General features: G+C 49.8%; 17 protein-coding genes. 7 read left to right on the forward strand and 10 right to left on the reverse strand.

All coding sequences use genetic code 11. The annotated features are described in order from the left end of the window. Positions 1-136 precede the first annotated feature (136 nt). The 3 genes from tamL to E0E16_RS07990 form a co-directional block, all read right to left on the reverse strand. Positions 137-2,584: a translocation and assembly module lipoprotein TamL gene (gene tamL / locus E0E16_RS07980; RefSeq protein ID WP_130829880.1), complete on the reverse strand. Its 2,448-nt coding sequence runs from the start codon at positions 2,582-2,584 to the stop codon at positions 137-139. Further along, the gene (locus E0E16_RS07985) at positions 2,547-7,691 is read right to left on the reverse strand and encodes a translocation/assembly module TamB domain-containing protein (RefSeq protein ID WP_130829881.1); all 5,145 of its coding nucleotides are present in this window, start codon (positions 7,689-7,691) and stop codon (positions 2,547-2,549) included. The genes tamL and E0E16_RS07985 overlap by 38 nt, the downstream gene beginning before the upstream one ends. Positions 7,692-7,757: 66 nt before the next feature. Continuing rightward, positions 7,758-8,357, reverse strand: a complete 600-nt coding sequence (locus E0E16_RS07990) for a nitroreductase family protein (RefSeq protein ID WP_130829882.1) — start codon at positions 8,355-8,357, stop codon at positions 7,758-7,760. 845 nt (positions 8,358-9,202) lie between these two features. On the opposite strand from E0E16_RS07990, the gene E0E16_RS07995 reads away from it, so the two are divergent. The 3 genes from E0E16_RS07995 (at position 9,203) to E0E16_RS08005 (ending at position 12,331) form a co-directional block, all read left to right on the forward strand. Beyond that, entirely contained in the window at positions 9,203-9,511 is a 309-nt protein-coding gene (locus E0E16_RS07995; protein ID WP_130829883.1) for a hypothetical protein, read from the forward strand. Further along, positions 9,508-11,586: a M3 family metallopeptidase gene (locus E0E16_RS08000; RefSeq protein ID WP_130829884.1), complete on the forward strand. Its 2,079-nt coding sequence runs from the start codon at positions 9,508-9,510 to the stop codon at positions 11,584-11,586. The genes E0E16_RS07995 and E0E16_RS08000 overlap by 4 nt, the downstream gene beginning before the upstream one ends. A 259-nt stretch (positions 11,587-11,845) precedes the next feature. Next, complete coding sequence (locus E0E16_RS08005; RefSeq protein ID WP_130829885.1) at positions 11,846-12,331, forward strand: ferritin; 486 nt, start codon at positions 11,846-11,848, stop codon at positions 12,329-12,331. Between the two features lie 43 nt (positions 12,332-12,374). On the opposite strand, the gene E0E16_RS13570 is transcribed toward E0E16_RS08005, so the two are convergent. The 4 genes from E0E16_RS13570 to rplU all read right to left on the reverse strand — a co-directional run bounded on the left by E0E16_RS13570 (position 12,375) and on the right by rplU (position 13,401). Then, complete coding sequence (locus E0E16_RS13570; RefSeq protein WP_158635992.1) at positions 12,375-12,533, reverse strand: hypothetical protein; 159 nt, start codon at positions 12,531-12,533, stop codon at positions 12,375-12,377. After that, positions 12,533-12,706, reverse strand: a complete 174-nt coding sequence (locus E0E16_RS13575) for a hypothetical protein (protein WP_223177187.1) — start codon at positions 12,704-12,706, stop codon at positions 12,533-12,535. Before E0E16_RS13575 ends, E0E16_RS13570 begins: the two co-directional genes overlap by 1 nt. Positions 12,707-12,777: 71 nt before the next feature. Continuing rightward, a complete protein-coding gene (gene rpmA / locus E0E16_RS08010; protein WP_130829886.1) occupies positions 12,778-13,065 on the reverse strand; it encodes a 50S ribosomal protein L27 in 288 nt (95 codons plus the stop codon). An 18-nt stretch (positions 13,066-13,083) separates the two neighbouring features. Beyond that, entirely contained in the window at positions 13,084-13,401 is a 318-nt protein-coding gene (gene rplU / locus E0E16_RS08015) for a 50S ribosomal protein L21 (protein ID WP_130829887.1), read from the reverse strand. 326 nt (positions 13,402-13,727) lie between these two features. Here rplU and E0E16_RS08020 point away from each other — a divergent pair, with 326 nt between their 5' ends. Both E0E16_RS08020 and E0E16_RS08025 read left to right on the forward strand, forming a co-directional pair. Continuing rightward, entirely contained in the window at positions 13,728-14,852 is a 1,125-nt protein-coding gene (locus E0E16_RS08020; RefSeq protein ID WP_130829888.1) for a PCMD domain-containing protein, read from the forward strand. 147 nt (positions 14,853-14,999) lie between these two features. Next, entirely contained in the window at positions 15,000-15,749 is a 750-nt protein-coding gene (locus E0E16_RS08025; RefSeq protein ID WP_130829960.1) for a porin family protein, read from the forward strand. Between the two features lie 1,260 nt (positions 15,750-17,009). On the opposite strand, the gene E0E16_RS08030 is transcribed toward E0E16_RS08025, so the two are convergent. The 3 genes from E0E16_RS08030 to E0E16_RS08040 form a co-directional block, all read right to left on the reverse strand. Next, positions 17,010-17,822 carry an AraC family transcriptional regulator gene (locus E0E16_RS08030; RefSeq protein ID WP_130829889.1) on the reverse strand — a complete coding sequence of 271 codons (813 nt, stop codon included), beginning with the start codon at positions 17,820-17,822 and terminating at the stop codon, positions 17,010-17,012. Between the two features lie 93 nt (positions 17,823-17,915). Continuing rightward, complete coding sequence (locus E0E16_RS08035; protein ID WP_130829890.1) at positions 17,916-18,113, reverse strand: hypothetical protein; 198 nt, start codon at positions 18,111-18,113, stop codon at positions 17,916-17,918. 122 nt (positions 18,114-18,235) lie between these two features. Further along, positions 18,236-18,523 carry a hypothetical protein gene (locus tag E0E16_RS08040; RefSeq protein ID WP_130829891.1) on the reverse strand — a complete coding sequence of 96 codons (288 nt, stop codon included), beginning with the start codon at positions 18,521-18,523 and terminating at the stop codon, positions 18,236-18,238. Between the two features lie 346 nt (positions 18,524-18,869). Here E0E16_RS08040 and pflB point away from each other — a divergent pair, with 346 nt between their 5' ends. Continuing rightward, entirely contained in the window at positions 18,870-21,116 is a 2,247-nt protein-coding gene (gene pflB / locus E0E16_RS08045) for a formate C-acetyltransferase (RefSeq protein ID WP_130829892.1), read from the forward strand. Between the two features lie 196 nt (positions 21,117-21,312). Beyond that, on the forward strand, positions 21,313-22,080 hold the full coding sequence (gene pflA / locus E0E16_RS08050) for a pyruvate formate-lyase-activating protein (RefSeq protein WP_130829961.1): 768 nt from the start codon (positions 21,313-21,315) through the stop codon (positions 22,078-22,080). The last annotated feature ends 496 nt before the right edge of the window (positions 22,081-22,576 follow it).

The following is a 22,576-nucleotide window of genomic DNA, read 5'->3' on the forward strand; positions in this document are numbered from 1 at the left end:
TGCAAAGATACAATTTTCTTGTTAAAAAACGGTGGTTCGTTGCTTCCTATTTCTTCATTTTTTCTGTCTTCCTTTTCGCGGAGTAAGTCGGCATTATCCTTGTCTCGCGGCTGTCCGCTGCAGAAAGGGAAAGTGGTCAGAACGGCAATCCGATGGCGAAATGTAAGGTTTGTGCGTCCTTGAACCGGTCGATGTTGTAGAATCCGGTTCGCTCCGTGTCGTAAGGTACGTGCAACCCGATGCCCCAATCCACGCGTATCATGAAGAATCCGAGGTTGTAGCGGATGCCCACTCCCGTGCCGAGCGCAATCTGCCGATAGAAGTCGTTGAAGCGGAACTGTGAACCGGGTCGCCTGTCGTCCTCACGCATTGTCCAAACGTTGCCCGCGTCGAGGAACAAGGCTCCGTAGAGATTGCCCACGAGGTGGGGACGGTATTCCACGTTTGCCTGCAACTTTATCTCACCGGTTTGTTCCACGAAGGAGCGCAGTCGGTATCCGGAGCGATATTTGCCCGGACCTATCTCTCGAGCGTTGAATGCCCGTATGCTGTTTGCCCCTCCCACGAAGAATTGTTCCGAATAGGGTGCGAACCGGCTGTTGCCGTAAGCCCATATCATGCCGGCGTTGATGTGTGCCGCCACGGAGCTTTTGGAACCCACTGCCCACACTTTGGTAAAGGCGGTTTGCAGTTTGACGAACTGTGCGAAGGGATTTTTGAACATCTGTTTTCCCTTTTCGCTCCATGACCTGCCGAAGACAGCGTAACCACCGGCGAGCACGTTCGACGCTTCGCTTACGGTGGTGGTCCAGTTGATGGGATTTTGATGGTTTGCCGGACTTTGATAAGTGTATTGGAAACTTGTCTTGGGAATGAACTGGTCTGCCATCGACACTTCAAGATAGGGCATGCTGTCGATGAGTTCCAAGAACCGGTCGCTCATGCTCTTCATGTATTCGTAGGAGAGTGTGAGAGGCTTGAAGACAAAGGCGTGCCGCTCGTTGGGTCGCCAGCTGTAGGCAAGTTCGCCGGAGACGATGTGGCGTTTGAAATATTTGGAGCGTTTGATGACGTTGGTCGATGCGCTGATGGTGGTCATGGGCGTTTCAAAATACTGTTGGCGAGGCTTTCGTGCGGGGAGTGTCTCGCCTTGCGCGATGGCTTTTTCGCGTTTCTTGCGTCGTCGCTCGCGTCGCAGTCGGGGAGGGGTTTGGAATGGGTTGAGCACGCGTGGGAATTGCAGACTTGCTTCCGCGCCATATTCATAGTCGCTGATGCCCGATTTCTCTGTTTGGTCGCTGCGTACGGATAGCCATTCGTAAGCACCATGCAACCGGATGTTGAGCAGCTCGGCACCGCGAAAGGCGTTGCGCTTGGTCAGTCCGACAATGATTTCAGGTCCATACTTCCCGCTGGTCTTGCCTCTGCCGTAGGTTTCGACGTAGAAATCGTAGGGCTTGTCAAACAGACAATCAATGTTCAGGTCGAGCAGCTCACAAGTGTCGGTGGAATCGTGAGGGGTGAAGTTGAAATTGGTGGCTGCGAAGATGCCGGTGGCATTGAGTTTCTCTTGGCTTTCCTGATGTTTCTCCAGACTGTAGAGACCGCCTCTTCTGAGAAAGAGGTCGTTGGCGATGACGCGGGTACGCAGTGGGGGGCGTTTGCCGTTGTAGTTCACGGTGAAACGTCGCGATTTGCGTTGTTGCGAGAGTTCCTCCATGAATGTTTTCCGCAGGTTGATGGTGATGTTGTTCACGCGCCATTTGCGAATGTTGCGCGCATTGACGGAATCTGCCATCTGCAAGTGCATGATGGCTTTCCCGGCGATGGTCGTGGTGTCGGCCAAATAACTGGCATCGGTGTTCTGATAATAGTAATATCCGTTGTCGCGGAAGAGCGTTGTAACGCGGCGGCGTTCCTTTTCGAGCGTTGCCACGTCGAAAGGGTCGCCGTTGTGTATGACGGCGTTTGCACTATCGGTGCGCAACAGACTGTCGGCGGCGGGGGGGAAGTTCACGTAGCGCAGACTGTCGATGGTCCATAGCGGACCCATGTTCACGATGTAGCGCAGCTTCATGGTCTTGGGGTTCGTCTGTGGCAACAGTTCGTAGTTGATTTTTCCGTTGAAATAGCCACGTTTGTAGAGCAGGTTTCTTCCCACGGTGGCATGGAGTTCCGGATTGACATGGCTCATGAGGACGGGTTTTGAGCCGAAAGCGCGCACCACCCAACGGCTGAAGGCTGAGGTGTCGGGCGAGAAAGCGTTCCATACCCACAGTCCGATGGGAAACGGAGAGCGCATCGACGGACTTCCGAAGAGTGCCGCGTTGGGTTTGGTGGCAAGTACCACGTCCAATTCTTCCATAACGGCTCGTGTGTGCTCATCGGGTTGCATGTTGGTGTATTCGGTTCGTTTCATGCCCGTGTAGAGTTGTTCGCCATCGGGGATTGCTCGTGTGCTGCTGCATGCGGCAAGCAGCGATGCCACAAGCCCCATCGTCATGGCAAGGATGATGGTGAGACGAGGGGAGGCAAGCTTTCGGGCACTATGGTTGGGAGTTGGATGTGGATGATTTCTTCTCATGCGTGAAATTGATTAAACTGTCGCGTTTCGGTTGGTCGGGTGTGGGCGCAATCCGTTCTTCTTTGTTTTTCCTGAAGCGGAAGATGTCCTTGAAATGGCTGAGCTTTCGTCTCCAAAGGAAGCCCACGCCGAACTCGCTCTGTTCACCTTCGAGCCAGTCGTATGCCTCGCGTTCGTAATAGAGCTTGATATATTTCGTTTCTTTGCGGTTCAGGCGGTATTCCAGCGACAGGTTGTCGAAGAATGCGCCGTTATGATCGGATAGCTGTGAGCCTGTAGATACTCTGCCTCCCATGATGATGCGCAGGCGGTTGTCCCACAATCGTTTGGAGAATTTGAAGGTGTAATCGGTGTGTAGGCTGCCGTTTGCATCGGCAGTGCTCTCCATGTTTGCCGTGAGGTCGAGCCCCATGGAGCTGAGAGCTTTGCCCGTGATGGCGTTTACCTGACTTTGCAGGAATCCGGCGAGGGCACTGTTCATGGCGGCATCGGCGTTCTTGTTGATTGTTCCGTCGAAGTACATTCCGGAGGCGAGCATCGTAACTGCCAATTTCGACCGTTCTTCGGCACTTTTGGTGTTGAGTGTGTTCTGCATTTCCTGATCTTCGGGTGCATCGATGATGAATTCCACGCCGGGTTGTGGAAATCTCTTGGTGAGCCTTACGCCACAGGTGAAATCAACGGCGCGTCCCTGTCCGGAGGCATCGGTTACGTTGGTTTTCACCTCTTCGGTGGCAATGATGCTTAGGAAGGGTTGCATCGGGTCGCCGGAAAATTCTATATAGCTGCCTTCTCGTATGTGGAATGTGCGCAGGGGGATGATGGGCAGTGAGTATTTCATCACGCCATCGTTGAGTGTGTAGCGTCCTCTTACCTGAACGCTGTTGGTCGGGTCGTAGCTGAGCAGCAGTGAGCCGCCGCCAAAGAGGTCAATGTAGTTTGATTTGTCGGGGTTCAGTGCGCATACGATGTGAGCTTGCTCATCGATGTTCAGTCCCAGTCGCATGGTGAAACCGGTGAGGTCGGGTCGGCGCACCACATCGCTGATGGTGTCGTTGAGGTTCGTGAACTGCACGAGATCGTTGAGTTCCGTGTCGGTGGTCAGGGTGGCATCGCGCATGACGTAGGTCATGTCGGTTCCGTTCAAGACCTCAAGTTGTCCGAGCAGTTCGAGGTCGTTTACCGGTCCGCGCATCCTTCCGTTGAAATCGACGAAGGCTTTGCCGTAAACTTCCGAGCGTGGGTTTTCTCTTGCGTCGATGATTTCAAAGTTGTTGGCGCGCATTCGCACGTCCATGTTCATGTTATTGAAATCGGAGAAGTCGAGATGTCCCGATATGTTGAGCGGTGAGTTGTTGTTGGCGAACATTTCAAAGTTTTCGAACTCTATCCTGCTGTCTTTTATCAAGACGGGATCGTCGGCGAATCGCATATCCACGCCGTAGGGGAGGCTGATGAGATGTGCTGAATCGAGGTATAGTTCTCCATTGACTTTCAGTTGATTGAGTGGTCCTTCTACTGTAAGGTCGCCCTCTCCATCACCTTGCAGTCCCACGATGCGGTCGGGGACGAATCCGTTGATGAAGTTCAGTGGGAACCGGTCCATGTTCAGATTGGCTTCGAGTCTGCCTTCGCCTTCGCTCTTGTAGCTTCCCGAGAGTTCGCCTATGCTCCGGTTGTTTTGCGAGATGAGGGCATTGACGAAGTGTGTGCCATCATTAAGCGGTATGTAAACAAGTTCCATGCCCACGTTGCCCATCTTGTTGTCTTCGTAAATCATGTTTTGCACCGTCATGTTGCTCGAAACGGTGAGGTCGGATGCGGTTTGCACCACATGATAGTCGCCATCGAGCACACCCGTTATTTTTGGTGCAAATGGGAGCACGGCGAGCAGTTCTCCTACTTCGAACCGATGCACGGAGAGGGTGAGGTTTTGCAGTGAGGTGGTGTCGTTGTCTTCCGTGATCAGCTGTAGTCCGGCTCCATCGCCTGCGAGCAGTTTGAGGTTGGTGGAGATGCGTTTGTCGCGTCCCACGTAGAAATAGTTGTCGGGGTTTACGATGTAGTCTTTATAGCCCAGCACGGCATCGGGTGAGGTGAGGTTTAGTTTTATTCCTTTGTCTGCCATTGCCGCGCGCATGGAGAGTGCGAGGGCTGTTTTTTGTTGTGCATCGAGTACGGACAGTGTGGATAGTATGCCGTGTTCGTAGAAGGCGCCTTGCAGACAGGCATGATAGGGATAATGGTTGTCCGGGGCGTTGGCTATCTCCAATTGGTAGTTCAGTCCGTCGTCGTGGTTGTAGAGTGTCAGCAGAAGGGAGTCCACTCGCAAGCTGTCGTGTTCCATTCCGTCCACCATCATCTTTCCGTTGAGTCCTTCTTCGGGCGACGAGGTGAGTTGTATGTCTGCCGTTTTGAAGCGATAGCCCTGTTCGGCGAGCAACCCGCTGAAGAAGTTGTCGGTGCCCGATTTCAGTGTGAAGTGTCCGGTGGGCAACAGTTGGCGCAGGGCATGCTGGTCGATGTATTTCCCGGCGATTTGTCGTTGCAGGTCGTTGGCGAATTTCTTGCCGATGTTGGCAAGTTGTTTGTAGCTTCCATTGAGGTCGGTATTCAACAGGAAGTCGCCGCCTTTCACTTCGGCATGTGTGCTGTCGCGTTGGCTGAGCAGGTCGAACGCCACGTCGCCGGGGCTGTAGGTTCGGTTTTTGGTGCTCACGTCGAGATTGTGGAAAGCTCCTTCGGCTCTGAGGTCGTCTGTTCCGGTCATGGCAAAGTTGAGCCGTGTGTTGAAGTGGGTGGTGAAGGGTTGGTCGATGACGCCCAGTTGGTAGAGGTCGGCGTGGGGGAACTGTCCGTCCAGACTGCCTTTTATGTCGTTTCCTCTCATGTCTGCATCCAGTCGGAACGAGCCGTTGAGCAGTGCGATGTGGTTGTTGCCTCGCCTTTCGTCGAGTTGCAGTTGGTCGATGTTTCCGTCCAAATGATGGTAATTCTTCATATTCGACCTGATGTGGAGGTCTGCCTCCGTTTTTGCGATGTAGTGTTTGTCGATGAGTCCCAAGCCTTGTAAGTCGGCGTGTTTCAGATTGCCTTTCAAATGGGTGTCGAGCAGTGTTCCCCGCATGGTTGCCGCCACGTTGAAGTTGCCCCTTACCAGTGGTGTGGGGACTTTTCCGTTCTCGTTGTCGAGGGCGAAGTGTCTTAAAATTCCTTTGAACGAATGTCGGTTTTTGAGATTCGATTTCACGTCGGCTTCCGTCCATGTGGCAATGGCGTAGTGTTCTTTCATTCCTCCGAGCCGATGCAGGTCGATGTGGCGGAACATTCCTTTTATGTGTCCTGCCACTCCTTTCTTGTTGATTGTTCCGGTGTATCTGACGTTGGCTGCGAGCATGCTGTTGTTGCTCTTGATGTGCACGTCGGTGAGTCCGTTGCCCAACCTTATTTTCCCGGCGATGTTGTCGAGGATGTAGTTGCCATATCTGAATTTCCTGATGTTTGCTGCGATGTTTGCCGATGCTTTTCCGCCGAGCAGGTCGGTGCCTTTTCCCTTTGCGGCGATTTTTCCCGAGAAGGGTTGTAGGTTTTGTCGGGGCAGGAAGCGTCCCAGTTGCAGGTTTTGCGCGTCGGCAAGCAGGTTGTAGGCTTGCGTTGCCGTGTTGTAGCTGCCTTTCAGTCGTGCTTTACCTTGTTTTCCGCTCAGGCGGAGGTCGGCTTTGTATTGATTTTTTCTGATGTGGATGTCGCCTTTCAGTGCGATTCCGTTTGGTATGTGCACCGTTTGGCTGATGCTTTTCGGCAGCAGTCGGTTGATGAAGTCGGGATGTTCCGCCCTCATGTCCACTCTCAGGTCGGCTCGCAGGCGTGCCATGTCGGTGGGTTGGGCTATCCATCCCTTTGCCAAGAGGCTGAAACTGTCCGGCAGACTGACTTGTAGTGGGTTGAGCGTAATGTATTTCAGGTTGCCCTGCATGTGCGTTCGCAGCGTGATGGGTTGGGAGGGCAGGGCGCGAAGGGTATGTTTGTCGAGCGAGGTGAGGAAGGGCATCATGTCTGCCACGGAGAGAAATCCCTTGAAGTCGGCATACAATCGTCCCGGGTTGGTTTCCTCAAAGACATTCATCTCCATGCGGAAGTTGCCGGCGAGTTCCGTTCCGGGCATTTGCAGGAAGAGGTTGGGGAGGCTCATGCTCAGCGAGTCCATGCGGAGCGATGTGCGGAGGTTGGTGATTGTCAGTCCGCTTTGTTCTCTGAGGTTGGCAGCCCTGATGTTCGCGCTGATGTCTTTTCCGGCATAGACCAGCGAGTCCATCCCGAGGTTCAGTTCCGTCATGGCGAGGTGTGCCGCGTCGAAGCCCTTTTGTCGTGGTTCGAAGTTGCGATTCATGTAGAATTGCCCCTTGTGCCAGTCGAGCGATCCCACCTTATATATATTGTCGTGCAGGAGGAGTTCGGTTTGTCTTGCCTCCGCCTTTCCGAAAACCGCTTGCAGACTGAGCGTATCGCCCGGCGTGTGCAACCGGAAGTCGGTTTGTGCCAACCGGAGTCGGTCGATGTTGATGCGCCATAGCGTTTTCTCCTTTGTGGTATCGGGGGGCACGGTGTCGCCCAAGGCAATGTCAATCCATCCGCCTTGAAGTTCGGCAAGATTGAGTTTGGCGGAATCGCCTTTGAGGTCGATGCCGTGACTGACGAGATGCAGTCGTTGCAGATCGGCTCTGACGCGCAGGTCGCCGATGAAATGTGTGGTATTGGCTTTCAGTTGTCTGAATGTCAGTTCGTCCACCTCCACGCGGTTCTTAAAGAGTGGCATGAGTTGCACCTTCACCACGAGCTGTTTCACGTCTGCCACGGTGTCGGTCTTGCCACGAATGGAGTCGTTGGGTTGCAACATTTTCAGACCGTCGAGCTGCAAATCGAGTGGGAACGACAGGTTCACGCGTTCCAGCGTTATTGTCATGCCCGTTTTCTCGGCAATGCGTGCCGTTGCCTGTCTTACTGCCCAATTCTGAACCGGTGGCAGGTAAAGCAGGAATGTGAGGATAAGAAAGAGCAGAATGGGGGCAAGCACGATGGCAAGCAGCCATTTTATCGCTTTTTTCATTGGGCGGATTTGCTATGAGGTTTGTCGTTTCGTCTGAGTGGGGCAGCAGCGTGCCTCGTCTTTCCGTCAGGGGATGAGCACGCGGTCGTCGATGGGCAGAAATGTTTTCTCGTCCGGCTGTCCCGCAGCCACCCCGAAAGGCATCTGCGCAATCATCTTCCAGTCGGCGGGGATGTTGAATTCCTTTGCCACCCGTTCGTCGATGAGCGGATTATAATGTTGCAGACTCGCACCGAAACCGGCGTCCGCGAGCATCGTCCACAGCGCGAACTGGTGCATGGCATTGGTGTGTTCCGACCATGTGGGGAAGTTGTCGGCGTAGAGGGGGAACTGCTCCATGAGCTTTCTCACGGGACGTTGGTCTTCATAGAAGAGCAGAGTGCCATATCCACTTTGAAAACTACGCTCTATCTTCTCTTTCGTCTTGCCAAAAGCCTCTGCCGGTACGATGGCTTGCAGCGTGTCCTTGGTGATTTGCCAAAGCCGTTGGTGCTTCTCGTGCAGCAACACGACCACACGCGTGGACTGGCTGTTGAAAGCCGCTGGTATGTGCTTTACGGCGAATCGTACCCTGTTGATGATTTCCTCATCGGTGATGGGCGACTCGTTTTTCAGCGCGTAGTGAGAACGTCGATTTGCGATTGCTTCTTGAAATATATTTGTCATGATTTGTTTTTGATGTCTTTGTAAAAAAAATAACGTTACAATTGCAAAGATACCACTTTTTCCACGATTTTTACCATTTTTCACCGAAAACTTTACCCTCTCCGCACATATTTTTTTTCATGCCATTCTCATTCGGAAATCTTCCCCCTCTCGCGCGGCAACATGGAAAGTCGTCCCGACGAGCTGAAAGGCATAGCTTTTGCAAGAAAAATCAATGCCAATGAAAGTTTCTGATAATCAGCAGTTTACAATCCACATTTCAAAAGCTTACCTTTTGCCGTCCAAAAGCTTACCTTTTGTAATGCAAAAGCTTACCTTTTATGATGCAAAAGCTTACCTTTCATGACCACTTGATAAGTTATATCGAAGATTTGCATAAATTGAAAGACAGCTCAATGGTGGGCGAAGAGATAAGGGGATATATGCAAACCCCATTCTAAAATTAAGAATGGGAATCATAAACAAACATATATGCCTGAAAAAGTTCCACTTTTATCGTAAGCATCAATCTACCGCTTTTTTGCTTTTTTATGAAAAAAAACAAAGAAATTTGCGCGCGTTTGGAATATAATGCTTATATTTGCTGATGAAATCCAAAGTCGTTATCCGACTTGGGAAGAATGTGAATTTGCCACATCCAAACAGAAAACAAAATCAGAAAATAATCATTAATAATAAAGTTATGAAAATAAATCTTAAACGGTCAATCCTCATGGCAGCCCTCTCCTGCGCCATCATGACAATGAGCGCGGCAACCGGACAGCCCTGCAAAGATTGTAAATGCGGACAAACCTGCAAATGCGAGCAAGGAAACAAATGCTGCAAAAACAAACAAGTCTGCAAAGATGGGAAAACCTGTAAATGCGGACAAAACTGCAAATGCGAGCAAGGAAACAAATGCTGCAAAAACAAACAAGTCTGCAAAAATGGGAAAACCTGTAAATGCGGACAAACCTGCAAATGCGGACAAACCTGTAAATGCGGACAAACCTGCAAATGCGAGCAAGGAAAAAAATGCTGCAAAAACAAACAAGTCTGCAAAGATGGGAAAACCTGTAAATGCGGACAAACCTGCAAATGCACAAAAGACAGTAAAGCCTGCAAATGCAAACAGGGATGCAAGAAAGAAAATAAAAACTGTAAATCAGGAATGAACTGTAAGAAATGCAAGAAAGGGGAATCGATGTACCATAATCCACTCCTGCAAAAAAGCAACCTGACCTTTGGCGCACCCGACTTCGCCAAGATAAAAGATGCAGACTATCTGCCCGCCATCAAAGTGGGAATAGAAGAACAACGCGCCGAGATAAAGAAAATAGTGGATAACAAGGAAACTCCGACCTTCCAGAATACCATCGTGGCATACGAGAACAGCGGACAACTATTGGAAAGAGTCTCCAACACCTTCTTCTGTGTTACGGAAGCTAACAAGACACCGGAGATAGAAGAAGCCGAGAAAGAAGTAATCCCAATGCTTACCGACTTTGACAACGAGATCAACTTCAACAAAAAATTCTTTGACCGCGTGAAATACGTGTACGACCATGAATACAACAACCTCAAGGGAGAAGACAAAAAACTACTCGAGGTGGTTTACAAGGGATTCGTACGTTCAGGTGCGCTCCTCTCAAAAGAAAAAATGGCGCGCATGCAGGAAATCAACAAGCAACTTGCCAAACTCGAACAAGAATTTGGCAATATGCTGCCCAAGGCCGCTGCCGAAGCCACCGTATGGGTGAATGACGCGAAGGAACTCGCAGGACTTAGCGAGGCTGCCATGGCACAGTGCAAAAAAGACGCGCAGAGCCGTGGCGGAAAAGCTCCTTACTGCATCGTCATCACCAATACCACACAGCAACCCATCCTCGCATCGCTCGACAACCGCACGTTGAGAGAACGCGTTTATAACGCCTCCATCCACCGCACCGACGGAACGGGCAACTACAACACCTACCCAATCATTGTTCAGATTGCCAAACTGCGCGCGGAGAAAGCACAGCTCATGGGATTCAAAAACTATGCAGCCTACTCGCTCGACAAATCAATGGCGAAAACACCGGAAAACGCATACGCCTTCCTCAAACAGCTCATCAAGGAATACCGACCCAAAGCCGACGCGGAAACAAAGGCAATTGAGGAATACGCACGCAAAACACAGGGACGCGACTTCAACTTGCAACCCTACGACCGCTTCTACTACTCGGCGAAGATGAAAAAAGAAATGTTCAACTTCTCCGACGACGAAGTGAAACCTTACTTCAACATCGACAGCGTACTCATCAACGGCGTGTTCTACGCTGCAAACCGTGTGTACGGACTCTCCTTCAAAGAACGCAGGGACATACCTACTTATCATCCCGACATGAAAGTGTTCGATGTGATCGATGCCAACGGCAAACCGCTCGCACTCTTCTACGTTGACTATTTCCGCCGCCCGACAAAACGAGGCGGAGCGTGGATGAGTCCATTCATCAAACAGAGCGGAATACGCCAACAACTACCCGTTATATATAATGTGTGCAACTACGCGAAAGCTCCGGAAGGACAGCCTACATTCGTTACTTGGGACGAGGCAACCACCATGTTCCACGAATTCGGACACGCCCTTCACGGAATGCTCTCCAACTGCTATTACAACACACTCAGCGGAACATCCGTGGCACGCGACTTCGTGGAAATGCCATCGCAATTCAACGAATCGTTTGCAAGCATCCCGGAAGTGTTCAACCACTACGCGAAACACGATAAGACCAATCAGCCCATGCCCGACGAACTGCGCGAGAAGATGCTGAAATCCATCAACTTCCAAGCAGCTTACGCACTCGGTGAGAACCTTGCGGCAACCTGTGCAGACATGGCTTGGCACATGCTCACACCGGAACAAATACCGACAGCCGACAAAGCTGCCGAGTTTGAAAAGAAAGCACTTACGGACATCGGACTGCTCGATACACAAATCCCACCACGCTACTTCACGTCTTATTTCAACCACGTATGGGGTGGTGGCTATGCAGCAGGCTATTACAGCTACCTTTGGTCAGAGGTATTGGCAGTGAACATTGCCGACTACTTCGCAACTCATGGCGCACTTACACGCAAAGTGGGTAACGACTTCCGCGACAAGGTGCTCAGCAAAGGCAATACCACCGAATTGTTGCAAATCTTCTCCGACTTCACGGGGCTGAAAGCTCCCGATGCTGCCGGACTGCTCAAAGCTCGCGGATTGTAAGAACATATTTAATCATATTCATATTATTAATTCTATGTAGGGAGTCTTGTCGTGATGACAAGCTCCCTTTTTTCGTAATCGGAAAAAGGAGCTTCATCGGAAATGAAAAAAATACAATAAATGTTGCGGAAACCCGAAGAACAAGTGTAAAGACAGAAAAAAAAGAGAGCAATAAATTTGCAAGAATAAAAATAAATTGGTATTTTTGCGGTAGAAATTTCGGTATTCCATCGAAATAAACCTAAAAAAATAAGAAGTTATGAATATCAGTAAGAAAATGCAAGATGCATTCAATAAGCAAATCATTGCCGAATTTTGGTCTTCTAATCTATATATGGGCATGGCCTTTTGGCTGCGCCAACATGGGTGGAGAGGCTTCTCCGACTGGATGTACAGGCAGTCGCAAGAGGAAAGAGGTCATGCACTCGATATGGCAAGCTATGTGCTCAGTCGTGGCGGTGAGGTGAAAATGACAGCCATCGAGAACGTGCCGGCCGACTGGAAAGGTCCGGAGGATATCTTCGAGGCAACCTTTAAGCACGAACAGGAAGTTACCTCACTCATCAACAAACTCGCAGATGTTGCCGATGAGGAGAAAGACCGTGCATCGCAGAACTTCATTGCCAAATACATTGATGAGCAGGTAGAGGAGGAAAGCAGCGTATCCGAAATACTCGACCTCTTCCGTCAGCTCCCCGATCATGCCATTTCGTTCATCGAAAAGAGATTGGAGACTCAGAAATAACCCACGCGAAATCATCGCGAAGTAGAAATATCATCCCCGAGATTCAGAGTACGAAATCTCGGGGATGTTTTTTCTCCATCACTTTGCCAAGCGATGAACGTGGGTGCAATGCTTTCTCGTCTTTCGATTTGTTTCCGAGGTGGATATAATTTCCCAATCGTTGGATGTGCGTTGCCAAATCATGTTCATCATTGCCCATCATTACCCATCGTTGGATGTGCGTTGCGCATTGTTGTGCTCTTTGTTTTCACCATGCGGGATAGGCATTTGCACGCTGTTGGTATGATGGTTGTGGACATGAAGATGTGCGTTGCGCATTGTTGTGCCATTTGCTGCCATCATGCGGGATAGGCATTGCGAGCTGTTTGAAAACATAAATCCCAAATCTCGCGTGGAGATTTGGGATTATGCTGTTTGTTTGGAATAAGTTTGTTTGTTTTATTTGCTTACGCTTCAGGTGTTATCTTGGTTGCGTATGCCTCTTCGGAAAGTACGGAGACTGTGCTCTTGTTGAACTTTCCCTTGTGGAAGTAAACCACGCCGTCAGCGAGTGCATAGAGCGTGTCGTCCTTGCCTTGACCTACGTTTTCACCCGGATAGTGGCGGTTGCCGCGCTGGCGAACGATGATGTTGCCCGCGATGATCTTCTGACCACCACCAATCTTAACACCTAAACGCTTTGAATGTGATTCGCGACCGTTCTTAGAACTGCCGACACCTTTTTTATGAGCCATTTCTTGTCCTCCTAAATTTTAAGCGTTAATTGTTTTAATCTCTAACTGAGTGTACTGTGAACGATGACCATTCTTTTTGCGATAGTCCTTGCGACGTTTCATCTTGAAGACAACCACCTTTTCGCCCTTTACAAGCGGATTGATGACCTCAGCTACTACTTTCGCGCCACTTACAGTTGGTGCGCCCACTGTGACCGTTCCGTCGTTATCAACGAGCAAAACCTTGTCAAACTCAACAGTCTTGCCTTCCTCGGCATCTTTCAGGCGATTAACAAAGAGCTTTTTGCCCTCTTCTGCCTTGAACTGCTGACCGTTAATTTCTACGATTGCGTACATTATTATATATTATAAACGGTTTTACCGGCAGGCGACCGAGCATCTTTCCGGTACTTATACGAGCCTGTGCGGCATAAAAACTTTGCAAAGTTACGAAATTTTCTTCTCTTTGCATTTGTTATCTGTTGTGAAGCGGATGATATTAGAAAGAATTAACAATATATAACAATATCATTCCTTGTTCTTGTGCCGAATTGTGAAGATTATGGGACAAATGGTTTTTATCCCAACTATTATTCGTACATTTGCACACCGAAAAGGCGAATCTGTCGCTCGCAGCTCTTCGCTCGTGAACAAGGCATATACGATACAAAAAAGATAGATTTATGGACAGTAGAAATTCTTTGAAAATCATTCTTTCCACACTGCTTATGGTGGTGATGTTCAGTTCCTGCATCAGGGACGAAGCTCCCAATGCCGAGGCAGACATCGTGGGATGCGAAGTGGAGGGCGACTTGCTCATTCGCCAACCCGTGATTACCAACAACGAAGTGCGGCTCTACGTGAACGGCTGGGACGATGTGACGAAACTTGCTCCCACTTTCCAACTTACCGAGGGCGCCACCATCGAACCGGAAAGCGGCACCGTGCGCGATTTCACCACACCGCAGACCTACACCGTAACCTCGCAAGACCGCCAATGGAAGAAGACCTACAAGGTGTCGTTCATATCCGACGACGTGGCAACGGTCTATCACTTCGAGAACATGAAATGGTACGAGCACGGTTCGGTTTTCGACAAGGACACGCCGCCCCACAAGTTCTTCCACATCTTCTATGATACCACTCTCGATGGAACGGAAATGGAGTGGGGCAGCGGAAACGTGGGCTTCATGTTTACCAACGCCGCCGATCCTGCCGAGGAATATCCCACCAGTCAGGCAGATGGGGGCGTGAAAGGGAAATGCGCCAAACTCATGACCGTCAGTACGGGAGCAGCCGGAAAAGCTTTCGGCGCACCACTCGCGGCAGGCAACCTCTTCATGGGGAAATTTGAAATCAACCTCAAGCAAATGGCGAAATCCACAAGGTTCGGACTGCCTTTCCGCAAGATACCCAAGGCCGTGAAGGGCTATTACAAATACAAGGCAGGCGACATCTATACCGACGGAAACAGCAACGAGGTGAAAGGAAAACGCGACGACTTCGACATCTACGCGGTGCTCTACGAAGTAACGCCTGACGTGCCCTATCTCGATGGCACAAACGTGCTCACCCACGAAAACTTGGTACTCAAGGCGCAGCTTCGGGAACGAAAGGAAACCGACCGGTGGACACCTTTCACCATGGAGTTTGAACCGGTGAACGGCAAAACCATCGACCCCGTCAAACTCAAGGAGGGAAAATACAACCTCGCCATCGTCATGTCATCGAGCAGAGACGGAGCTTCCTTCATGGGGGCGGTGGGCAGTACGCTCTACGTGGACGAGATGGAGTTGTTCTACGAGTAAGACACACAACCTGCGCGGTCATCTCTCCGCGAATACGGCATAACAAAAAACATACACGAAAAAAAGAAAATGAACGGATACAACAACATACGACAGCAGTTTTGTGCCAAAGGCTCTGTCGGGAAAAGATTTTGTGCAGTGGCACTCATGATCTGTGCCACGCTTGCCCAACTCCAAGCCCAGACCAATCCGGCAGGAGGAGCGCAACTCGCTGATTGCAACGGATGGGAGTTTGAAGTGAAAACCGGTGTGAACATCGGTGGAGCCACACCGCTGCCCATTCCCAAAGAGATAAGAAGCATCGAAAGCTACAGTCCGAAATTCAACGGCTCGATAGAGGGAACAGCCACAAAATGGTTCGGGCGAGAAGCCCAATGGGGCGTTTCAGGCGGACTGCGCGTTGAGGAGAAAGGCATGATAACCGGAGCAACGGTGAAAAACTACGGAATGGAAATCATCTATGAGGGAAGTCGCGTGGCAGGTTTCTGGACGGGCTACGTGAAGACGAAATACAACAGCACGCTGCTCACACTGCCCGTGATGGCAAACTATCGCATCAACAAGGCGTGGAAGGTGCGCGCCGGGTTCTTTGCCTCGTTGCGACTCGACGGCGAATTCACCGGACACGTCAGCGACGGCTATCTGCGCGACACCTATCCCACGGGCGAGAAACTGACGTTCACCGACGGGAAGTCTGCCACCTACGACTTCAGCCCCAATCTCAACCACTTCCATTGGGGAACACAGATAGGGGGAACATGGCACGCTTACCGCCATTTCACGGTGAATGCCGACCTCACATGGGCGTTTACCGACATCTTTGAGAAAGACTTCAAGACGATAACGTTCAACCTCTATCCGGTTTATCTCAATCTCGGCTTCGGCTATACGTTCTGATTGCCCGCAATCACCGAGTCAGCCGCACATCCGCTTTCCCTCATCGCATTCCTGTCAGAGTGCGACGGGGGGAAAGCAGAGAATGAATTATATTTAAAAAGTGTTAATTTAATAACAAAAGATAAATTTATCTGCCAATTTTTTTATATATTTGCAGTAATATCCGTATAAAAATATCGTTTCGTGTCGCACGCTGCGCCGACAAGAAGCAGAATGTGCTTTCAGAGGTTTCGGATACACCCACTGACAACATGGACATCCATGAAGCGTTTTTGCTACGAATACGACAACAGGTTTGGCAATAAGGTAATTATCATCTACCGCAGGACAAGAATTTAAGGTTATGACACATTCCGCCCGCACCACTTTGAAGGAGCAGGCGCGGGAGACTTGATGCAGGAAAACAGATGCTTGCTGCTGGGCATTTAACCTTGCCATCGCCACGAAATAACATGACAAAAACAGTGTTCGCGATGCACTTCGTAATCTGTTGATAATCAGAGGAATAATAATCGGGATTTAAAAGCTTAGCTTTTGCACTCCGATTCATGACCTTTTGCAGTGCAAAAGCTTACCTTTTAAATTGCAAAAGCTTAGCTTTGGATGGATGGAATGAAAAAAACAGGACATTACGGGGTGCGAAGACCGTATCGGCAGAATGGTGGGTTGAAGGTTTTTCTCCCCCTCGCATGACAATTGTTTTTGGTCTGCAATGCCGCGAATAATCATGGTTCGCAGCTTCTTTTTTACATTCTTTAATTGATTTAAATCAAGAAATTGAATGAGTTGATAAAATTATAGTTCAAAATCTTGCATTTCCATGAACAATATTGTATATTTGTAAATAGTAAGAACGTTAATTTTAAATTAACAAATTTGATGTGGGCAATGGAGATTGTCCAAATACCTTATATAGGTATGTATTAATTTTTCATAAAAAAGTAATATACTGATAAAGGTAAGTAAACTAATTAAAATGTTGTGGGGGATTTTGTCGTGAGGCAATCATCTCCACTTATAATTTTAATTCTTATACATCCTTTCAGGATATTTGATTCGGAATGCGGGGCAGTGATGTTCTGCATTTTTTTATGAAGAAGTTTTTTCGGAAAAACATATTCCCATCATCATGACTGTGGCGGACTGCCCCCGTGTTTCCACGCATCATGCAGGGCAACTGTCATCGGGATGAGTTGTCCACACCCTCTGCCATCTGTTTCCCGGATGAGGAATGAGGTTTCCACAATCTGTTCGGAACTTTCATTCCCTCAATCGCGACGGACTTACACCGAGATGGGCGCGCAGGTAATGGGTGAGATAGCAAACAGAGGAGAAGTTAAAATCCGCTGCGAGTTCGGTCATTGTCTTTTTGGTGTTCAGCAGCAGATGTCGCAACTCGGCAACGGTGTACCGCGTAATCCAATAGTTTGCGCTGTGTCCGCTCACCTTCTTTATCACCTCCGACAAGTGTTTGGGCGTTACGAAGAGCTTATCCGAATAGTGTGAGATGTTGCGGTGAGCGCGATAATCGCCTGCCTCGAGCATGCGGAAGAAGCCCGTGGCAAGCGATGCCTTCTGCACCGACATCCGTTCCCTGCCGTAGAGTCGTGCGGTGAAGTCGAAGCAGTTGAGCGTCAGCTGCCAAGTTGCGGCAATAATCATTTCGCCGCGAAAAGGACTTTCCCTGCGGTTGATGCGGAGAAAGAGGTTCTCGTAGTCGCGCCGCCAAAGTTTCCCCTCATCGGAGAGTAGTGGGACGATGGGATTGTCGTGAAGATGCAGGGCATACCTGACGGTATGACCGGAGGGATGTATGACTTGGCGGAAGAACACCGGGTCGATGAACAATCCTTCCACGGCGAAGTCGGGCGAAGCGCAGATGAGTTTTAGCGATTGGCAGGACAGAGCCAGCAACAGGCATCCCGCTTGCAGTTGCCTGACAGTGCCGTTGAGTTGTAGTTCACAGCTGCCCGCCACGCAATAGGCATTGAGCAGCATATCCTGATTTCGCATTTGTGGAGGAGGTTGCAGATGGGTGGTTTTTATAATCCAATCATCGTTGTATTCTGTCATGGTTCATAGATTTTTGATTCCGTTGCCGGGTAAGCCTTTCTTTCGTTGCCCACATTCGCAAAGATACACAATCTTCCTTGTTCCGACAAACAATCAGCAGAATAATTTTGATTTTTCTTTACGCGGGCGGCAAGCTTTGATTTCATGCTTCCCCGCTCCTCCAATTCCGGTTTGCCGCGGCTCGTCGTGGCGTTGTGTCATTTCCACGACAACAGAATTGAAACAAGATTGTAGGCGAATGTTCATCGTTCGTTCACCGGTAATAAACATGCCTTCAATAACTTTGCCCATGTTAAGACGGAAAGCATCTTGACCCGCCGAAGCCGGTAAACAAGAACAGGTGTTGAAGATTAATAGTGGCAAAGTAAAAACCAAAAGACCAAGAAAGCCATGTACATTTTAATGACGAACACTCACATGTTAAAAAGGCAACGCCATTCGACCCTCCGCTTTGACGTGTCGCGATGGTCGATGCGAAGTTCATGTATGACGACAGATAAAAAAATAAAACAGATATGAAACATTTTAGTTTTTCCCGTTTGTTCTCCTCCGTTGAATTTCTCTTCTTTCTTTTTTGGAGGCAAAGCAAGATGTTGGGGTAGGGCAATGCCGGGCATCCGCGTGCCTTCCGCTCCCGTTCCCATGGGCTGACAAACACCGGGTTTGCCCCATGGAGGAACGGAATAAGCACCATGACCCATAACTTTCGCACGTTTCCAACCATATCTCCATTTTATTTCGCTTATGTATCAATACTGCACAAATACCTAAAAATGGGCATATAGCAAGAAAAATACCTCATTATTGCAAACTGTAGATTGCATTTATCGGGGCTTTTTGTGCAACGAATACCTAAAAGTAGGTATGAGGAGTGTTAAAACTCATCTTTTCTGCACACCATGCCATAGGTGTGCAGCATAAAAATACCAATCTTTAAGTATTGTACCAATTCCGCAAACCACTTACTTTTGCATCGAAATTTGAAACAAATCCGCCGGACAACGCAAACTGACCGAGCGACAGGAATTTAACTAAACCAAAACAACAATGAGAAACGAATGGAGAGGCTTCAACGACGGAAAATGGTCGGATGAAGTGAACATGCGAGAGTTTATCCAAAAAAACTATACGGGCTATGACGGCGATGAGAGCTTCCTTGCCAATGCGACCGAGGCCACAGATAAACTCTGGGGAAAACTAAAGGAACTGCAAAAAGAAGAGCGTGCCAAAGGAGGCGTGCTCGATATGGAAACCGAAGTGGTTTCGAGCATGACGGCTTACGGAGCAGCCTACATCGACGAGAACCTGAAGAACCTCGAGAAAGTCGTGGGCTTACAAACCGACAAACCACTCAAACGCGCTTTCATGCCCTACGGTGGCATCAAGATGGCAGAACAAGCCTGCACCACCTACGGCTATCAACCTTCTGAAAAACTTCACGAGATATTCACGAAATATTGCAAGACACATAACGACGGCGTTTTCGACGCTTACACCGATGAAATGAAGCGAGCACGCCACAACCACATACTCACCGGTCTGCCCGACACCTACGGACGCGGACGCATCGTGGGCGATTATCGACGCGTGGCACTCTACGGAATCGACTTCCTCATGGAAGAGAAGAAGAAAGACTTTAAGAATTGCGGCTGTGGCGTGATGACCGATGACATCATCCGTAAGCGCGAGGAACTCTCCATGCAGATAAAGGCATTGAACGAAATGAAGGCAATGGCGAAAATCTATGGCTTCGACATCGCACGACCGGCCAACAACGCACGAGAAGCGGTGCAGTGGCTCTATTTCGGCTATCTGGCTGCCATCAAAACACAAAACGGCGCAGCGATGTCGGTGGGCAGAATCTCCACATTCCTCGATATCTACATCACGCGCGACTTGCAGGAAGGAACGCTCAACGAGAGCGAAGCACAAGAACTGATCGACCACTTGGTGATGAAGTTCCGTATGGTGAAGTTCGCACGCATCCCTTCCTATAACCAACTCTTCTCGGGCGACCCCGTTTGGGCAACGTTGGAAATGGCAGGCATGGGCATGGACGGACGCTCCATGGTAACAAAGAACGATTTCCGCTTCCTCCACACCTTGGAAAACATGGGACCATCGCCGGAACCTAACCTCACCGTGCTCTATTCGCCCGCACTCCCCGATGGATTCAAGAAGTATGCCGCGAAAATCTCGGTCAAGACAAGCTCCATACAATATGAGAACGATGAAGTGATGCGACCCGTATGGGGCGATGATTATTCCATCTGCTGCTGCGTGTCAGCCACACAGACGGGAAAGGAAATGCAGTTCTTCGGAGCGCGTGCCAACCTTGCCAAGTGCCTGACTTACGCCATCAGCGGAGGAATCGACCACAAGACGCGCGAACAGTGCGGACCGGCACTGCGACCCATCGAGGGCGACGTGCTGACCTACGAGGAATTCATACCGAAATTCATGGACATGATGGAGTGGCTCGCGGACATCTACGTGAACACGCTGAACCTCATCCATTACATGCACGATAAATACTTCTACGAAGCTGCCGAACTGGCACTCATCGACACCGACGTGCGACGCACCTTCGCTACCGGAATAGCCGGCTTCAGTCATGTGGTGGACTCCATCTCCGCCATCAAGTATGCCAAAGTGAACATCGTGCGCGACGAAACGGGATTTCCAATCGAGTTCAAGACCGAAGGCGACTTCCCACGTTATGGTAACGACGACGACCGTGCCGACAAGATTGCCGTGTGGCTGCTCAAAACTTTCGTGGGCATGGTGAAGAAACATCACACCTATCGCAACTCCGAACCAACAACAAGTATTCTCACCATCACATCGAACGTGGTGTATGGAAAATATACGGGCAACATGCCCGATGGCAGACCGGCAGGAGCACCACTCGCACCGGGCGCAAACCCATCGTATGGAGCTGAGAAGAACGGACTCTTGGCTTCGCTCAACTCGGTGGCAAAACTGCCCTACGAATATGCGCTCGACGGCATCTCCAATACGCAGACCATCGCGCCCGGAACACTCGGACACACCGATGAGGAACGCACCGATACACTCGTGGGCGTGCTCGACGGCTACTTCGCTCGCGGAGCTCACCACCTGAATGTAAACGTGTTTGGTGTGGAGAAGCTCATCGACTGCATGGAACATCCGGAAAAGGAGGAATATGCCAACTTCACCATCCGTGTGAGCGGCTACGCGGTGAAGTTCATCGACCTCACTCGGGAACAGCAGGAAGATGTTATCGCCCGACAAGCTCACGACAGAATGTAAGTTTCATTTAAGGTAGCGGCAAGGGGATAGGACACACGCCCCCATCCAAATGGGGAAAGCCGACCTTCCCCTTGCCTTTTTATCAATCGGCACGACCGAGAGCCGGACAATCGGCACGACAGTCTTTACAAAAACAAAGCAGGACACGCAGATGAGAGCAAACGAGAAAGATGCGAAAGCGAAGCAAACCACCGTGATGTATCAAACAGGTGAGACGAATTGGGTGGACGGCGACATCAGAGCAAGGGTGCATTCCACAGAGTCGTTCGGCTCGGTAGATGGTCCCGGCATTCGCTTCATCGTCTTCCTCAAAGGCTGTCCCATGCGTTGCCGCTACTGCCACAACCCCGATACGTGGAGTCCGAAGACAGACCATCTCGCTACTGCCGACGAACTGCTGGCAAAAGCCATGCGCTATCGCGATTATTGGGGCAAGAAAGGAGGCATCACCGTCAGCGGTGGAGAGGCGTTGATGCAGATGGACTTCCTCATCGACTTCTTCCGAAAGGCAAAAGAAAAGGGCATCCACACTTGTTTGGACACGTCGGCGCAACCATTCCGCAGAGAAGGACTCTTCTTCGAGAAGTTCAAGGAACTCATGCGCCATACCGATCTGCTGCTCTTCGACCTGAAACACATCGATTCCGCTGAACACAAGTGGCTGACGGGATTTCCCAACGAGAACATCCTCGACTGCCTCAGATACCTTTCCGACATCCGTAAACCGGTTTGGATACGCCATGTGCTCATCCCAACCATCACCGACAAGGAAGAACAACTCCGACCGTTGCGCGACTTCATTGCCACGCTCCGCAACGTGGAGAAAGTGGAGGTGTTGCCGTATCACACCTTGGGAGTTTATAAATGGGAAAACTTAAATATCCCTTACACACTAAATAACATTCCGGAGCCAACGCAGGCGAGCGTTGAACATGCCCGGAAAATCTTAAATGGTGAACTGTAAGTAGTTTGCTTATGTTAAATCGACTTGTTATTTGCAAGTAATGAGTGCCTGTCAATAGATTGTGAAACCTATGGCAGGCTTTTTTCTTGCTGCCATTCCGAACCTTGCAAATCGCCATGACTTGTTGTAGATGACAAACACGCGGAGAGTTCTTCTTCTGTTTTCATGCGCTTCACATGGATGCAATCCACCTTTTGCAATTGACTTATATCAAGAAAACCGATTTTTTGTGCGAAATGCTGTCTGCAAGTTCCAAAACGAAGTGCAATAAAAGAGTAGCCCTCGCCGAGAGATGCAGACGTTCTCGAAGCGTAGCGAGAGGTTGTCTGCATCTCTCGGCGAGGAAAAAAAACAACCAGCAATACAAATAAAAAAGGGAGACCTCTGTCTCCCCAAGATTAATTAACTTTGTATTGTGAAATATCATCAATTAACCTCGGAGCAAAGGTCGCAAATTTTCGCCTTACTCCAAAAGAAAACAGGGAGAAAAGAGATT

The sequence above is a fragment of the Prevotella rectalis genome (genome assembly GCF_900607215.1).
Classification (GTDB): domain Bacteria; phylum Bacteroidota; class Bacteroidia; order Bacteroidales; family Bacteroidaceae; genus Prevotella; species Prevotella brunnea.

Bases quoted from the DNA above. Each gene is read 5' to 3' on its own strand.
- E0E16_RS08040 (WP_130829891.1), bottom strand. From the start codon at position 18,523: ATGGGTCATGGTGCTTATTCCGTTCCTCCATGGGGCAAACCCGGTGTT.
- E0E16_RS08020 (WP_130829888.1), top strand. From the start codon at position 13,728: ATGGACAGTAGAAATTCTTTGAAAATCATTCTTTCCACACTGCTTATG.
- pflA (WP_130829961.1), top strand. From the start codon at position 21,313: ATGTATCAAACAGGTGAGACGAATTGGGTGGACGGCGACATCAGAGCA.
- rplU (WP_130829887.1), bottom strand. From the start codon at position 13,401: ATGTACGCAATCGTAGAAATTAACGGTCAGCAGTTCAAGGCAGAAGAG.
- rpmA (WP_130829886.1), bottom strand. From the start codon at position 13,065: ATGGCTCATAAAAAAGGTGTCGGCAGTTCTAAGAACGGTCGCGAATCA.
- pflB (WP_130829892.1), top strand. From the start codon at position 18,870: ATGAGAAACGAATGGAGAGGCTTCAACGACGGAAAATGGTCGGATGAA.
- tamL (WP_130829880.1), bottom strand. From the start codon at position 2,584: ATGAGAAGAAATCATCCACATCCAACTCCCAACCATAGTGCCCGAAAG.
- E0E16_RS08035 (WP_130829890.1), bottom strand. From the start codon at position 18,113: ATGGGCAAAGTTATTGAAGGCATGTTTATTACCGGTGAACGAACGATG.
- E0E16_RS07985 (WP_130829881.1), bottom strand. From the start codon at position 7,691: ATGAAAAAAGCGATAAAATGGCTGCTTGCCATCGTGCTTGCCCCCATT.
- E0E16_RS13575 (WP_223177187.1), bottom strand. From the start codon at position 12,706: ATGTTTTCAAACAGCTCGCAATGCCTATCCCGCATGATGGCAGCAAAT.
- E0E16_RS08005 (WP_130829885.1), top strand. From the start codon at position 11,846: ATGAATATCAGTAAGAAAATGCAAGATGCATTCAATAAGCAAATCATT.
- E0E16_RS07995 (WP_130829883.1), top strand. From the start codon at position 9,203: ATGGGAAAACCTGTAAATGCGGACAAAACTGCAAATGCGAGCAAGGAA.
- E0E16_RS13570 (WP_158635992.1), bottom strand. From the start codon at position 12,533: ATGATGGGCAATGATGAACATGATTTGGCAACGCACATCCAACGATTG.
- E0E16_RS08000 (WP_130829884.1), top strand. From the start codon at position 9,508: ATGAACTGTAAGAAATGCAAGAAAGGGGAATCGATGTACCATAATCCA.
- E0E16_RS07990 (WP_130829882.1), bottom strand. From the start codon at position 8,357: ATGACAAATATATTTCAAGAAGCAATCGCAAATCGACGTTCTCACTAC.
- E0E16_RS08025 (WP_130829960.1), top strand. From the start codon at position 15,000: ATGATCTGTGCCACGCTTGCCCAACTCCAAGCCCAGACCAATCCGGCA.
- E0E16_RS08030 (WP_130829889.1), bottom strand. From the start codon at position 17,822: ATGACAGAATACAACGATGATTGGATTATAAAAACCACCCATCTGCAA.